This window comes from Pseudohalioglobus lutimaris (genome assembly GCF_002866825.1).
Taxonomy (GTDB): Bacteria; Pseudomonadota; Gammaproteobacteria; order Pseudomonadales; family Halieaceae; genus Halioglobus; species Halioglobus lutimaris.
In genome coordinates, this window is record NZ_PKUS01000003.1 from 175,339 (window position 1) to 191,174 (window position 15,836).

The following is a 15,836-nucleotide window of genomic DNA, read 5'->3' on the forward strand; positions in this document are numbered from 1 at the left end:
ACCAGTTGTAAAGAACACGCAGTAACACCAGTCTCCAGTCAGAACCAATGAACGGGTGTCGCGTTGGCTTGTACCGCTCAGGGCAACCGGGCGATAGTCGCCACGGCTCCGGTGTACCTGTCAATGGCATAGGCCTGACCTGTTTCCCCATTGCCGAGCAAATCGCCCACATTGTAGATGAGCGCTCGCGTCGAGTCGAAGGCGAAGGGCATAGCACCCTCCAGTACGCCGGCGGGAGTGCCGCTCTCCAGGTCGATGGAGCGGATATCGAGAGAGGTGGCAGGGGAGTAGCGGTCAAACCCCGTGGGATCAAACCCAACCAGAATCCGCCCCGGGGTCGAGTCCCAAGCGATACTCTCGATAGATTCCTCGCCGGATCCGGCGTAAATCGGGCTACGCTGGCCGCTGTGTACATTGATGGCAATAACGTTACCGCCTTGCGTCGTCGCAATCACCCGGTCCTGACTCGCGCTGTACAAGTTCAGCTTGAGCGCAGAGGGGTGATCGAAATCAATATTCCCAATATCGGCGACCAGTTTGCGGGCGCCTGTGGCGATATCAACCGAAACGAGCCCATTTCGGTTCCACTGACCAATGACCCCGGACGCGTATATCAAGCCGTGCTCAGCATCCACGCTTAAGCCTGCAATCTGTCTTAGATTGATACCTCCACCGATGCTGTCTGAAGAGACGACTTCTTGAACACCCGTTTCCACGTTGACGCGCATAAGCGCGGAATTATGGCTAATATAGTAAAGATATGGCTCGGTCGGATGGAGCGCCGCAGCAGGTACGTAGGCACCTCCTTGCAGCTTAGCCGCAAGGAGTGTGCGCTCCAAAGTATCCAGGTCGATGCTCACCAGTTGCACCTTTCGCTCGTCAAACACGTAAAGCCGGTTCCGTTCGCTATCTGCAACGGACAAAGCGCCACCTGGTACCTCAGGACCGCCTCCGATAGCGTTTTCCAGTGTTATGCTCATCAATTCCTGGCGATCACCTGTGACCAGGCTAAGCGCACTCAGGTGGTCGTATTCGCTAGCGATAACCAGGCGTTGACCGGTCTCATCGTAATCCACATCGGTGATCGAGTCGGGCATATTGGGCTCGTCAACTGCTAACGAGCGATCACCACTGGCGAGATCGACCCAGAGAATCCGTTCCTCGTCCACAGCCAGGACCCGACCTCCCTCATGACTTAAAAATAGCCATTCTGGTGAATACAGCAGTGGACCACTCTCGGGAAGTGCGTTGGACAGTACACTGCCGGAGCCCGTGGCCAGATCGTACGCGTACAGGCCGTAGTCTTCCGGGTCAGGGAAATAATGTTCTGGATAGGCTTGCTCATCTGCTGCAACAATTGCTCGGTTGTTAGTTGCGTCGATGACAACCGGGCCTGGACAGAATGGCACGGGGGGCGCTCCCGGCAGATCACTTACGTGACTTGTGCGGGCAATTTCCCTCAGCGGAGGGCCTGTTAATGGAATGGCCATGAGCCTACAGTTATTGCCCTCTATTCCGTGAAGGTCCCCAGTCTTGCGTGAGTACACAAGCTGCATGTTCACTGGATCGAGATCGAAACCATGATGTGAAACAAAGTCGCTGGGGTAGTACAGGAACCCCAGAGATCGCCCGGTACCATCACCCAAATCCACGGTGTAGGCATCCGGTGAATAACCATATGCGTCCCAGCGCAAAAGATAGGCGTTACTGGCCGTCGCGTCCATGCGTATCCCTGTCGCAGGAACCCGGTAACCATCAACCAGCCCATCGATAACCGGCGTTTCAGCGCCAGAAGCAAGGTCCAATCGCCGCAATTGCCCGCTGCCGTATACCAGCGCCGAATTGCCATCGTCAAAAAGCCGAATTAATTCATACGCGCCCTGTAGAGGAGTGTTGTATACCGAGGACACTACCTCCACGATGCGCCCTGAAGTAGGCTCCAGGCTCGCCGTGAGTGCAACATTTTCTCTGATGCCGAGCGGAATCTCCGCATGCCAGCGGCCCAGTTTAAAATCCACGGTTGCCGGGACATTATTTACGGAAAAACTCTGGATGTCTGCCGCAGACAGCGGGCCGCCTCCGCTGGCCTCCAGAGTGCCGCTAACGGTGATTGCGGCCACACCCTCGGTCGAAGCACCATCAGGTGGGAAAGTGATGTCGAGATCGAATCCGCTCGGCTCTGTGGGGGGGCTCGACGGACTCCTGCTAGAGCCATCTCCGCAGGCTGCTAGCGTCAGTGACCACAGTAGCACCAGTACCAGTGGGTTCCGTGTCGGTGTACGTGAGGGGGGCTTGTCTGCGATGTAAGGGAATGCTATTGCTTCTTGCATCAATTCAACCATGCGCTGTTCAATCATGTTGACGCTCGACCCGTACTTTCTATTCCCTACGACAGAACAAACAGGATAAAAAAAGGGATGAATCGGTGACTAAATGCGAGAACCGGTTTCACAAACGATTAACTCAACCGAATCCACTCCGTCCTAAAAATTGGCTTTAAGCGCTGAACGACGATTGCTTTTCACGATGCCAGCCAGCTTTTGCGCGAGCGACAGCTGTTAAGGCTGGGAGCAGACCCAGGGTTTAAATAATATAGATCTTCATGGAGCGGCGCTGTGGACGAGAGCGGGCTCACGCCAGGCAATTGGAGGACAGTGTCGTAGAACTCAATAAATAGCTCAGGCCATTTATCGCGGGAAGCTTTCACATAGCGTAAGAACCAACACTAGGTTCCCTCTGAGTTTTGGATTGCCAGGAATTCATCCTTTTTCATAGTCCACCAAAAACTGTCAGCACCAAAATCTTGTGTGTAAAGCTGCTCCGCTAGCTTAAAGTAACGCATCGCAGGCTCCTGTTCACCCTTCCAGGCATATACATTGGCTAGCCCCGCGTAAACAAACCTATTCCTGCTCTCTGGCCAATCAGGAAGGTTACTCACCACTTTGAGCGATTGCAGGTAAAGCCGTTCTGCTTCATCCAGTCTATGCTGCAACTCATATGTACGAGCGAGGTTTACGGTGACCGTGAAAAAGTCGGATTCGCTGATCGTCTCCTGCGACCTCAATAGATCAATAGATTCCAGCAGCAGCACCTCTGCCTCATCAGGTCGGTTGAGCAGGTTTAGAGCGGATGCTTGATTTGATAACTGCACGGCCAGCTCATCACTTGATACTGAGTCATGCAAGCGCATTTGTGCAACGGCTTCGCCGTGGTGTTGCTCTGCGCTTGCGAAATCGCCCTGGTTTTGGCTGGTGGCCGCTTTCCAGATCGTGTCGTGATAGTCGACCGAGCTACAGGCAGAAGCCAGAAGCGTGAAGGAAACAATTAACGTGGATAGCGAGAACTTCATACTACGTGCTTATAAAACGAGATAGGGACTAAAGGAATAGATTAAGCCATTCTGGGTCACTACGGACAAGCCCTAGGTTACCACCAGCACATCCGCTTCCGTGTGGTCGAGTATCTTCTCTGCTGTATTACCGACGACGCGGCCCTTGATCCCACTGCGCCCGACCGTGCCGATGATAATCAGGTCCACCTCTATCTCATCGGCAAGTGCACTGATAACCGGCGCCGCAGACCCCTTGATCACATGCACATGCTCCGTAGGGGCGCCGCAGATCCCGGCAAGTTCCTGCACCTCTGGCGGACGATTACTGTTGTTATAAGCGGTCACGAAGTGCGCGTCAGAGCCGTAGGCATCGGTAAAGTTCTGCGCGAAGCTGATGATCTGGTTAGTGAGCTTGATATGGGCATTGTCCGTGGAACCCGTGTTGACCGCCGCCAGCACACGACGATGACCCCAGTCGCGCCTGTCCTTGACCAGCAGCACCGGGCAGGATGCAAGGCGCAGCAGAGTAAAGTCTGAAGTAGGCCTCATTTCGCGCTGCACGTCCCGGTGCTCGAAAGAATTCTTGAATATCATCGATGCACTGCATCGCGCCGCAGCGCGCACCGCCGACTGGCTCCAGTTCGCGCCCTGCTCCAGTTCGTCCACAGCCTCCACGCCCGCGTCCTGGCACCGTAACAGGAATGCGTCCAGCAGTTCCCTGGCCTTGAGCTCCAGGGCTGAAGCTTCGCCACTGTCCCTGGAAGGTCCAGGCGCGCAGGCATAAAGGTGAAGGCGCGTGCCCGTCATCTTGGCAGACAGCAGCGCTCTTTCGAAGGCTGGCTGCTCGTCTGTGGTGGGGTCCACGATGACAAAAATCTTGTTCAATACCATGGTGTTATTTCCGCTTGATGGCGATGTTATTGGGTGGTTAAGCATGGCGGCACTTGTACATCAGCGACTTGATGCGCGTCAAGTTTTCGTCGCTCGATTGACGTGTCACAGGGGAAAAAGCTGGTGACCCGCTAGCGCACCCCCCCCAGTCAGTCCTGCTGATCCAGTGCGGCGACGGCGAACTCCAGTGCGGAGAGCGCATCGACCCTGACGCTGTAGGCTTCGAGGAACAGCTTACCAACTACTATGCCCTGCGCGTCCACAACAATGCTGCCTGGATAGGGAATGCCGTAGGCGTCATCGCCGGGGTCATAGGACTTGTTGAGGATGCCCAGTGTCTTGAAGCTCAGCGTGTCGACATCGTGAAGAATGGGATACTCAATGCCCCATTTCTCTGCAAAGGCCTGTTGTAGCGCCGGGTCATCGTAGGTCATCGCGACGATCCCGATACCTGCGGCGTCATAGGCGGCCTTGTGCTCCTGCAGTTGAATCATTTGCTTCATACAATAGGGGCACCAGTCTGCCGATCGTGTGGCCACGAATACCGTGCCCCTGGGGCCCGCAAACGCATCCAGGCGACGCACCGGCTCACCCTGCCAGGTGGCGTTAACACCGGGAAAGGACGAGCCAATCGCAGGCCCCGGGTTAAACGCATCATTGTCGATGGCGACAAACATGTCCGCAGTCAGCGCCGCATAGGCGACCTCTTTCACCGGCGACCGGAACAGGTAGAGCAGTAGCGCGACGACTGCCGCCAGCACCAGGACAATTAGCAGGGTTTTCTTCATTGTTATTTGCCTCAATCAGGTTATTCAGCGATGCACCGTCCGGAATTATCAACATGGCCGGGGCTGCACAGGTACAGCCGCAGCTGGCGCATTGCGACAGGCTGGGCATCGCGGGGGCCGTCGAGTAGCAATTCGGCGGCGTCACATTGTACAAAAATCCAGCAACTTGCGCCGTCTGCCCCGCCGAGCCGCTAAATGAAGCCGCGAGGCCGCATATCGCCTTGAATCCTTGCTGGCAAACAGGATAATACGCTGTCGGCCGCCTGGCGTGGTCAATTTCTGCAAGATCTATAAACACTACATGACGCAAGCCCTACCCCAAGTTGCCCTGGGTCGTTCGCGCCTTGTCCGCTTTCTCACGGACATCTCGCGCAGCGAAACGCAGGTCTCTCACCGGCAATTTACCGAACGCCTGGGAGAACTGATCGATTTTTCCGACTCCATAACACTGTCGGATGCTCACGCGCGTGACCTGGTGGTCGAATGTGAGGATGTTGCCAGCTTCAGCGCCGGCGTCACTGAAGAGTTCCTGCGCGCGCGCAGTCGTCTGGTACAGGCCGCGATGCGCAGCTTTTTTCCCAGTACAGGGCCCAGCCGCATCCGCTGGCCTGCAGAGGAATCAACGCCTCCCGCTACGCCGACCGATGCCGCGCGCCCCTACCTCAAGTTTTACCAGCAGCAACAGGTGGATGTGGACAGCAAGATACGGGGACTACACCTGCGCACCCGACAAACCGTGGCGGCATTGTCAGCAAAGCTGGCACGCATCTGCGCCATCGACGAGGCGCTGGGCGATGCGCTGGCGCTGCATTCACGCGGCTATCTGGGCGCAGTACCCGGGCTTCTGGGTCAGCGCCTTGGATACCTCTACGCTCAGTACCAGAAAACTGTCAACGAGGGGGCCGACGCAGACGCAGCATGGCGGGACACCCGGGAGCAGTATCGCCGCGAAGCCCAGGGGCTGCTGCTGGCTGAGATAGAAGCCCGCCTGTTACCGGCACTTGGACTGATCGAAGCACTTAACGAAGAGATACCGAATGAAGACTAAGCTATTGTTCATCGTCGCCGCCCTGCTCGGTGCAGCTGCCATCATCTGGATGGGGGCGGGCTTCGTCGGTGCCAACCCCCTGGCATTGCTGGTCACTGCCCTGATTGGCTTTGTCTACGCGCTGGGCCTGGTGGAACTGGTGCAGTTTCGCCAGGCCACCGCCAACCTGGCCGGCGCCCTTGGAGATGTCCACGAAGGTGAAAGCTTTTCCCTCCCTTCCTGGCTGGGCCAACTTCACGCGTCGCTGCAAAACGCGGTGGCACAGCGTATAGAGGGCGAGAAGGTTGGATTACCGGCGCCAGTATTTGCGCCCTACCTGGTAGGCCTGCTGGTTATGCTTGGCCTTCTGGGTACCTTTGTCGGCATGGTAGACACACTGCAGGGCGCCGTCGGCGCGCTGCAGGGCAGCACCGAACTGGAAGCAATCCGCAACGGTCTTGCAGCACCGATAGAAGGCCTGGGGCTGGCTTTCGGCACCTCCGTGGCCGGCGTTGCCGCCTCCGCCATGCTTGGGCTGAACGCGACGCTAAGCCGCCGCGAGCGCATTCTGGTTACTCGCGAACTGGACCGCTTGACCAGCGGTCCGCTGCGCTGCTACTCATTGCACTACAATCGCCAGCAGACGTTTCAGGCCCTGCAGGCGCAAGCGCACGCGCTGCCTGATGTAGCGGAAAAGCTCACCGTCATGGCGGGCGAGCTCGAGCGCATGGGCCAGCAGCTGACGGAGCAGTTGACGACAAACCAGCAGCAGTTCCATCAGGCAGCGGAACAGCAGTACCGCGACCTGGCGCAGTCCGTTGACCAATCACTGCGTGACAGCCTTGCAGCCAGCGGCAGGCTGGCAGGCGAGAGCATCGCCCCGGTGGTGACGGATGCCATGAAGCAGCTGTCCGCCGTCTCGGCGGAGACACATGAAAAAATACTGACCTCGACCGAGACGATGCAGCGAGAGCGGGCAGATAAGGAATCAGATTGGCTGGCCCAGCAGGGCCAGCGCATGGAGGCTTTGACTGCTGCTCTGCGTGAGGACCTGACGCAGATGAGCGGTGCACTGCGCAGCGAACTGGGCGGCCTGCGCAAGGAGGAAAACGACAGTCGGCTGGAAACCGCCCGGCGCCTCGCAGGTATACAGAGCGCAACCGCAGAAGGTATCAACGCGCTCAACAGCAACGCCGCAGCGGCCCTTGGCGAGATTCAAACCACGACGGCTGCGCAGCTGGCAGCGCTGCAGACTGGCACCGGGGAGCAGATGAGCAAGCTGTATGGAGACACCAGCGGCTCGCTGGCCGCCATTCGACAAGACACAGAGGCGCAGCTGGCAGACCTGCGCAGCAACACCGCGCAGATGCTGGCGCAGAGCCATACGGATACCGCAAGAACACTGGAGGAACTGCAAGCCAGCGCAAGCCGGCACTTCGACACACTGCAAGACAGCACGGGTAGCCACCTGGAAAGCCTGCAAGCCTCCTCTGCCCAGGGCTTGCAAGAGCTGCATAGCGCCGCCACGGCGTCGCTGGAACAGCTGAACGCTTCGGTAACCGAGAGTATTGCGCAGCTGGAAACCAACACAAGCGAGCAGCTGAGCAAGCTGCAAGCCACGGCAGCCGAGCAACTGGCAGGACTTGGTCGCGAGTTACAGGAACCGATGAAAGAGCTGATCCATACCGCATCTGAGACGCCAAAAGCAGCCGCCGAGGTGATCGGTAAACTGCGAGAGCAGGTCTCCGGCAACCTGGAACGTGACAACCATATGCTGGAGGAGCGGCAGAAAATTCTCGAGGAGCTGGGCTCGCTTTCCACCGCCATGCAGCAGTCCACGGCACAACAGCATGCGGCCATCGAAAGCCTTGTCGCCGATACCGGTGCCACACTCAAGGATGTGAGCAAGCACTTTCAGCAGCAGCTCACGGCGGAAGCCGGCAAACTCTCGGAGATCACCGCAAACGCTGCCGGCAGCGCCGCGGATATAGCCAGCCTGGGCGACTCCTTCAGCCTCGCCGTCCAGCTGTTCAGCGATTCCAACACACAGCTGGTGGAGAACCTGTGCCGTATCGAGGAGTCGATGGAGAAATCCAGCGAGCGTTCCGACGAGCAGATGAGCTACTACGTAGCCCAGGCCAGGGAGATTATTGACCAGAGCATGCTCTCCCAGCGCGAAATTATCGAGGAACTGCGGCGCCTTGGGCAGACCGGGGACCTGTTCGCCGCTGAGGCCACCAGCTGATGAATGAGTTACAACCGGGGTTGGAAGACCACACGCCAGTCTGGGCAATCTTCGGCGACCTGATGTCTGCACTGGTGGGCGTGTTTGTACTGATCCTGGTGTGGGTACTGGGTTACCAGGTGGAGCTCACCCAGTCGCTGCAACAGGAAGTGGTGCGCCGCGAGGCCGAGCAGGAACGCCGTATGGTACTGGAAGAAGCGCTGGCAACGCCCCTCGCCAGCGGTCGCATCACCCTGCGGGATGGACGCATTGGCATCAGTGGAAGCGTACTCTTCGCGCTCAATTCAGATGAACTGCAACCCGGTGGCCGCGATCTGCTCAACTCGCTGGTTTCGCCACTGAAGCTTTACCTCGGCGAGCAGAACGAGTTACTCATGGTCAGTGGGTTCACTGACGACCTGCCCATACAGCAAGGCAACCTGAGTTACAGCGACAACTGGGAGCTCTCCGCCCAACGCGCGCTCACGGTCACCCGCGCGCTGATCGAGGAAGGCATGCCGCCTTCCCTGGTGTTCGCCGCTGCCTTCGGCTCCCAACAGCCGGTGGTTGCAAACTCCGACGACAGCAGCCGCTCTCAAAACCGCCGTGTAGAAATGGCTCCTGTACCCAGGGCTGCGGCTGAGCAGGTACCAGAGTGACTGCACCAGGCGACGAGTTCACGGCGCTAAAGACCACAGCGGGTGACAGAGATCCCGTGCGCCTGCGTTACATAGAAAGCCTGTTGCAACGTGCGGATGCTCGCGGTGGCAGACTGGGCGAAATACTCAGGGCCAGAGCCAGTGAAGCCATGGACCAGTATCGCCAGCAGGCGGAAAAACCGGCTCCAGACCTCCGGGCGAAGCGAGACAACCTACCGCTGCGAGAACTCAATCGCCTGCTGGAATCACTGCGCGAGGAACAGGACGACCCACATGTAGCCCCGCTGGAGCAGGCCCTCCGCCAACAGGAATTCGAACTGGTTGATGCTATTGCCGGGCAGTCAGCGCCAGGGCACTCGCCACAGGCTCGCCACCAGGAGCTCAAGGCTGCACGCCGCTTTCACTCTGCCATGGTCAAGCTCAACGCTGACAAGGTGGTCACCCAGGCACTGGAAGAGGTACCCGCTGAGGCGGGGCCATTGAACCCACAGCGTCTTGCCACACGCTCACTGGCGACCATGCGTGATCTTTCCCCCCACTACCTGAGCCGCTTCGTGAGTTACGTTGACACCCTGTTCTGGCTGGAGCAGGCACAGAAGGTTCGCAAGCGCTGAACGCCGGCCCTGGTTTAAAAACACAAGTGGGGGGGTTACCATCCCCAACACTAAAACTGGAGAATTTCTCATGCGCCTGATTGCCTGCATGCTTCTTACCTTCCTGGCTGTATTCGCGCAGGCGAACACAGAGTCCATGCAACACATTGTCGACGACTACTGGCAATGGTATCTGCAGGAAAGCCCCGAGCGCCGAACCTATCGTGGTGAGCGCAGCGGCAATGACAAATGGGATGATCGCAGCATGCAGTCCATCGAGCGACGCCACAACGAGCGCGGCGCGTTTCTCGCCCGCCTGGAGGCACTGGACCCTTCCGCACTGACGCCTGCAGACAGGCTCAACCACCGAATGCTCACTGCCACCCTCGAAAACGATCGCCAGGCCCACGAGCTGGGCCTGGACCTGATGACAATCAACATGCGCTCCGGGCCGCAACACACGTATCAAATCAGCGAAGTGACACCTTTCAATACTGCGCAGGATTATCAAATGTGGCTGGCGCGACTGCGCGCGCTGCCGACGTTGCTGGAACAGGAAACAGCCCTGCTCGCCGAAGGCATCAACAAGCAGCGGGTACAGTCGCAGGTCGTTATGCAGCGAGTACCGGCGCAGATCGACAAGATTAGTGAAGTAGCCGTGGAAGAAAGCCCTTTTTATGGTCCGTTCCAGGAGATGCCGGAGACCATTCCCGCGGCCGAGGCTGAGGCACTGCGAGCCAGCGCGAAAAATGTTATCGCCAGAGAGGTTAACCCCGCCTATCGCCAGTTCCGCGAGTTTATCGCCGACACCTACCTGCCCAGGTGCCGGCAACAGCCCGGTGTCGGCGCCCTACCGGGCGGAAAGAAGATATACGAATTCCTGGCCCGGAGCTTTACCACAACCGACCTCACGCCCATACAGATCCATGAAACTGGCCTGACAGAGGTGGCACGTATTCTCAAGGAGATGGAGGCCGTGAAAGCGCAGGCCGGCTTCGAAGGAGATCTGCAAGCCTTCAACGACTTCCTGCGCAGTGACCCACAGTTTTACTACGACACGCCCGAGGCGTTGTTTCAGGCGTATCTCGCCGTTTCCAAACGGCTGGACCCGGAACTGGTGAAGCTGTTCGGCAAGCTGCCGCGCATGCCCTACGGCCTGCGTCCCATCCCCGCGGCGTCAGCACCTGATACCACTACTGCCTATTATTCCCCACCGGCTGCAAACGGCACCCGTGCCGGCTACTACTACGTCAATCTCTACCGCCCCGAAGTACGCCCGAAGTATGAAATGGAAGTACTCAGTGTGCACGAGGCGGTTCCCGGGCACCATCTGCAGATCGCCCTGGCCCAGGAGCTGGAAGGTCTTCCACAGTTTCGCACTGAGCAGCGAGTCACCGCTTTTACTGAAGGCTGGGGACTCTACTCCGAACGCCTGGGCTACGAGATGGGTCTTTACCAGGACCCCTACTCCCGCTATGGGCAACTGACCTACGACATGTGGCGGGCGGTGCGCCTGGTGGTAGACACCGGCATTCACTATTTCGGCTGGAGCAGGCAGCGTGCCATTGACTACTTCAAAGACAACGCAGCGAAAACCGAGACGGATATCATTAATGAAATTGATCGTTACATCGGCTGGCCGGGCCAGGCACTGGCCTACAAGATCGGCCAACTCAAAATGCTGGAACTGCGCGCGCAAGCAGAGCAGGCGCTGGGCGATCAATTTGATATTCGCAGCTTCCATGATGAACTGCTGGGCGCAGGGGCGATCCCACTGGATGCGCTTGAGGAGCGCATGGGTGCCTGGGTGGCCAGCCAACAATAGGCGCATACCGACCGGGCCGGCCGAAGTTCGCAGAAGGCAACTAGCCGCAGCAATCCATCGACTCATCGCAAAACCAGTGGTCCAGGGCCAAAAGGTGTTACTTTTGCAGTCTGGCGTTGTGGGCCGGGCCGCGCCATACGTCTAGACATACCGGGCAGCAAAAAAGGACACAATAATCGATGGCCAACAGGCTGGTAAAAGTCGTCGCCCCACTGGTGGTAATAGCCGCCTCCGCCGGCGCCTATGCATTGCTACAGGCCTCCCGGCCTGAGCCGGAGAAGAACGATGAGCCGCTGCGGGCTGCAGCCGTATATACCTCGCCTGTAATGCGCGAACAGGGCACGCTGGAAGTCGTGACCCAGGGTGAAGTGCGCTCGCGAACGGCAATAGACCTGGTATCGCAAGTTGGCGGGCGGGTCATCAGCGTTTCACCCGAATTCGTCGAAGGCGGCCTCATCGAGCCCGGCGTCACCCTGCTGCAGATTGATGACACCGACTACAGGCTGGCCTTGAGCGAGGCGCGTGCAAGGCTTGCGGACGCAGAACTTGCGGTGCAACAGGCTCTCGCAGACCAGGACGTGGCGCACAAGCAGTTGCGCAACACCACCAACCCCTCCGATCTGGCCTTGAAGAAGCCGCAGGTACAGCAGGCAATCGCCATGCGTGAGGCAGCGGAAGCAGGACTGGAGCGCGCCGGCCTGGACCTCGAGCGCACCCGTATTACCCTGCCCTTTGCCGGTCGCGTCGCCAGCACCCGCGTCGACATCGGTCAGTTTATTTCCCCCGGCACCGTGATGGGCCGGGTATTCAGCACAGAGGTTGTCGAGATTCGCCTGCCACTGAACAATCAGCAGCTGGCCTCACTGGGCCTGCCCATTGGCTACACTGCGCCCGCCGGGGGCGGACTGCCTGTGCGCTTCACGGCTGATGTTGCCGGGAAAAAACAGGTCTGGACGGGCACCCTGAAGCGGTTGGATGCCTCTGTAGACACGGATACGCGCATGCTTTATGCGATAGCCGAGGTCGCCGACCCTTATGGAACGGGGGCATCCCAGCATGGCATGCCCATGGCGGTAGGCTTGTTCGTAGAAGCGCGCATCAGCGGCCGCGAACTATTGGAGGGTATGAGTATCCCTTCAAGCGCGCTGCGAGCCGGCAACGTTGTCTACGTAATCAGCAGTGAAAACCTGCTGGAGATTCGCGATGTCGACGTGGTCCAGTCCAACGCCGACAAGGCCTTTGTCAGCGCAGGCCTCACGCCCGGAGAGCAGGTGGTCACCTCGGCTATACGCAACCCCATACAGGGCATGGCAGTGCGCAACCTGACCCAGGCCGGGGGTTAAAGCAGTGCAAAAGATCATCGCCTGGTGGGTGCACAACCCGGTTGCCGCCAACCTGCTGATGGTTGGCATATTGCTCTCCGGCTTCCTCGGCCTGCGGGCAATGGAGCGGGAGGCCTTTCCTGAAATCAAGATTAACCAGGCGAGTATCCTTGTCACCTGGCCGGGAGCAAACCCCGAGGAAGTGGAAGAACAGGTCGTTGCCCGCATCGAGCAAGCGCTGGAGAATGTTGACCAGGTCTACCACTACGACTCCACTGCCAGCGAAGGCTACGCTGAGATCAATGTCAGAACCTACCCCAACGTTGACATCAACGACTTTATCAACGAGATAAAGGCCGCTGTAGACGGCGTCACCTCGCTGCCACGAGACATCGAACCCCCGCGAGTGCAAAGGCGACAGAACCGCGATGAAATGCTGCGAGTGGCGGTGCATGGTGATATCAGCGAACGCGAGCTGACGCGCCTCGCCGAGGATCTCAAGGATGAAATCGCCGGCCTGCCCTACGTCTCGACTATCAACCTGTTTGGTACGCGCAAGGAAGAGGTCACGATCGAGCTGTCAGAAACCGCGATGCGCCGCTTCGGTCTCTCTTTCGAGGAGGTGGCCAACGCCATCCGTGCAAACTCGATCAACCTGTCGTCGGGGCGCGTACGCACCGAAACCGGCGACGTGCAATTGCGAGCGCGCAACCTGGCGGACAACCAGGCTGACTTTGAGCGCATTGTTATCCGCCAGACTGCCGAAGGTGCCGTCATTCGGGTAGGCGACGTCGCCAGGGTGATAGACGGCTTTGAGGACAACGAAATCCTCGCCACCATGAACGGCCAACCCGCCGTGCTGCTGCAGATACTGGACACCGAGAACATGCAGGTGGTCAAGGCTAGCGAGGCGGTACTGGAGTGGATGGAGGAAGCACGTTCCCGACTGCCCCAGGGCGTTGAACTTACCATGTGGTTCAATACCGCCGATATCTACAACGAGCGCATGAACCTGATCGCCGAGTCATCCTATATCGGGCTGCTACTGGTATTCATGGTGCTCATACTTTCGCTTCGACCCAAGGTCGCCCTGTGGGTGACGGGGGGCATCGCTGTGGCGTTCATTGGCACCTTTGCACTGCTACCAGTGAATGATGTCTCGATGAATGTTATCTCTTCCTTCGCTTTCCTCATGGTACTGGGCATCGTGGTGGATGACGCGATCGTCGTCGGCGAAAGTATTCATCACCACGCCCATATCAGCGGGGGTGGTGATCGCTCGGCGATCCAGGGGGCGATGGCAGTCTCCAGACCGGTTATATTCGCGGTGCTCACAACCATGATCGCTTTCGCACCCTGGCTGTTTGTCAGTGGAGAAGCCGCGCAGATGACGCGTCAGCTGTCCATCGTCATTACCGTGGCACTGACGCTCTCCCTGGTGGAGGCGTTCTTCATCCTGCCTTCTCACCTGCGTCACCTGAAGCCCAGGAAAGAGTTGCACGGGCTCGCCAGGGCACAACAGAAAGTCGAGCACAGCATCATCGACTTTGCCGAGAACACCTACCGGCCGATTCTGCGCTGGGCACTGGAGCACCGCTATCTCACGGCCAGCATTTTCATCGCCGCGTTCGTCATCAGCATCGGTATATTCACCAGCGGTTGGGTGCGCTTCTACTTCATGCCCCAGGTGGAATCAGAACAGATTTATATCAATGTCACCCTGCCCAACGGCACGCCCTATTCCCGCGCCCTGGAAATACTCGATCAGTTACAGGGGGCGGAACAGGCGCTGATACAGGAGGTGGACCAGCGCGCTGAGGCCGGGGAAGGCAGCGGCAAGTTAATCGAGGGTTGGTACACCCGCTCCCGGCGCGACAGCGTGATTGCTATCGTCAAACTTGCATCACCGGAAGTACGCGACCTCTCCGCGAAAGAGGCAGCCGAACGCTTTCGTGAACTGGTTGGCGACATCCCCGATGCGGACGAGATAGAAGTCAACTATACCATCACCGACAACGGCGCTGACGTGACCTATTTGCTCAAGCACCGCGACCCGGAGCAACTCAGCGCCGCATCACTTGACTTGAGAACCCAGCTCTCCAGTTACGACGGTACGTTCTTTGTGCGCGATAGCCAGCGTGGTGAATCCGACGAAATGATCCTGAACCTGCGCCCCGGCGTCGAGAAACTCGGTATTACCCTTGCCGAGGTATCACAGCAGGTGCGCCAGGCCTATTTCGGTGAAGAGGTGCAGCGGCTGCCGCGTGAGAATGGTGATGTGAAAGTGATGGTCAAGTACCCCGCGGAGCAGCGCAATAACCTCTCCAGCCTTGAGAACTTCCGTGTGCGCACAACAGACGGTCGTGAGTTGCCCCTGTTGTCCATCGTCGAGGTTGAGTTGGGTGCTGGTGTGGAACGCATAACCCGTCGGGACGGAGAGCGCTTTATTCGCGTCAGGGCGGATATGGACCACGACCTGATGGGCGATATAACCAAGGACGTCAACGACAGCTTTATGCCGAAATTAAAGCAGCGGTATCCGGGGCTGGAAGTTCTCAAGGGTGGGCAGCAGGAGCAGGAAGAAGAGTTTTTCAGTGAAATTCTCGCGCTCTATGCAGTGGCCCTGTTCATGATGTACGCACTGATTGCCGTGGCGTTCCACTCCTACTGGCTACCCTTACTGGTTATGACCGCCATCCCCTTTGGTTTCATGGGCGCCATATTCGGCCACCTATTGTTTGGCACGCCTATGGCCATGTTTTCGTGGTTTGGAATAGGCGCAGCCGCAGGAGTTGTGGTTAACGACAACCTGGTACTGGTGGACTATATAGGCCGCCTGCGGGAGTCTGGTAAAAACCTGCACAGTGCCATCATCGACGCAGGCACCAACCGTTTCCGCCCGATACTGCTCACCACGGTGACGACCTTCGTTGGCTTGCTACCGATCATGGCGGAAGAAGCCACGAATGCGCAGTTTCTCAAACCCGCCGTTCTCTCGCTGGCCTTTGGTGTACTGTTTGCCCTGTTCGTCACCCTGCTGATGGTACCCGCCCTATATGCTATCGGCGGCGACATCGCGCAGACCCGGGCCCGCATCAAGTCATCGCTTTTCGGGCATAGCGGCAAGCCCGCTGCCACCAGGTCACCAACTGACGCCTGAGCCAAACCGCCTATCC

The 15,836-nt window shown here is 58.4% G+C and carries 11 protein-coding genes; 7 read left to right on the forward strand and 4 right to left on the reverse strand.

All coding sequences use genetic code 11. The features are described 5' to 3' along the window. Positions 1-77 precede the first annotated feature (77 nt). From C0039_RS05420 to C0039_RS05435, 4 genes are all read right to left on the reverse strand, one after another. Positions 78-2,357 (reverse strand): PQQ-binding-like beta-propeller repeat protein, encoded by a 2,280-nt coding sequence (locus tag C0039_RS05420; protein ID WP_101517487.1) that lies wholly within the window; start codon positions 2,355-2,357, stop codon positions 78-80. Positions 2,358-2,725: 368 nt separating this feature from the next. Continuing rightward, complete coding sequence (locus C0039_RS05425; protein WP_101517488.1) at positions 2,726-3,349, reverse strand: tetratricopeptide repeat protein; 624 nt, start codon at positions 3,347-3,349, stop codon at positions 2,726-2,728. A gap of 72 nt (positions 3,350-3,421) precedes the next feature. Continuing rightward, positions 3,422-4,222: a universal stress protein gene (locus tag C0039_RS05430; protein WP_165787046.1), complete on the reverse strand. Its 801-nt coding sequence runs from the start codon at positions 4,220-4,222 to the stop codon at positions 3,422-3,424. A 149-nt stretch (positions 4,223-4,371) separates the two neighbouring features. Beyond that, positions 4,372-5,010: a peroxiredoxin family protein gene (locus C0039_RS05435; protein ID WP_101517490.1), complete on the reverse strand. Its 639-nt coding sequence runs from the start codon at positions 5,008-5,010 to the stop codon at positions 4,372-4,374. 301 nt (positions 5,011-5,311) lie between these two features. On the opposite strand from C0039_RS05435, the gene C0039_RS05440 reads away from it, so the two are divergent. From C0039_RS05440 to C0039_RS05470, 7 genes are all read left to right on the forward strand, one after another. Continuing rightward, positions 5,312-6,058 (forward strand): DUF3348 family protein, encoded by a 747-nt coding sequence (locus tag C0039_RS05440; protein ID WP_133125942.1) that lies wholly within the window; start codon positions 5,312-5,314, stop codon positions 6,056-6,058. Next, positions 6,048-8,282, forward strand: coding sequence for a coiled-coil domain-containing protein (locus C0039_RS05445; RefSeq protein ID WP_101517492.1), 2,235 nt, complete (start codon positions 6,048-6,050; stop codon positions 8,280-8,282). The genes C0039_RS05440 and C0039_RS05445 overlap by 11 nt, the downstream gene beginning before the upstream one ends. Beyond that, a complete protein-coding gene (locus C0039_RS05450; RefSeq protein WP_101517493.1) occupies positions 8,282-8,920 on the forward strand; it encodes an OmpA family protein in 639 nt (212 codons plus the stop codon). Before C0039_RS05445 ends, C0039_RS05450 begins: the two co-directional genes overlap by 1 nt. Continuing rightward, positions 8,917-9,534, forward strand: coding sequence for a DUF2894 domain-containing protein (locus C0039_RS05455; protein ID WP_101517494.1), 618 nt, complete (start codon positions 8,917-8,919; stop codon positions 9,532-9,534). Before C0039_RS05450 ends, C0039_RS05455 begins: the two co-directional genes overlap by 4 nt. A gap of 70 nt (positions 9,535-9,604) precedes the next feature. Continuing rightward, positions 9,605-11,338, forward strand: a complete 1,734-nt coding sequence (locus tag C0039_RS05460; RefSeq protein ID WP_101517495.1) for a DUF885 domain-containing protein — start codon at positions 9,605-9,607, stop codon at positions 11,336-11,338. 179 nt (positions 11,339-11,517) lie between these two features. Next, on the forward strand, positions 11,518-12,681 hold the full coding sequence (locus C0039_RS05465) for an efflux RND transporter periplasmic adaptor subunit (RefSeq protein WP_075998573.1): 1,164 nt from the start codon (positions 11,518-11,520) through the stop codon (positions 12,679-12,681). 4 nt (positions 12,682-12,685) lie between these two features. Then, positions 12,686-15,820: an efflux RND transporter permease subunit gene (locus tag C0039_RS05470; protein ID WP_101517496.1), complete on the forward strand. Its 3,135-nt coding sequence runs from the start codon at positions 12,686-12,688 to the stop codon at positions 15,818-15,820. Positions 15,821-15,836 lie beyond the last annotated feature (16 nt).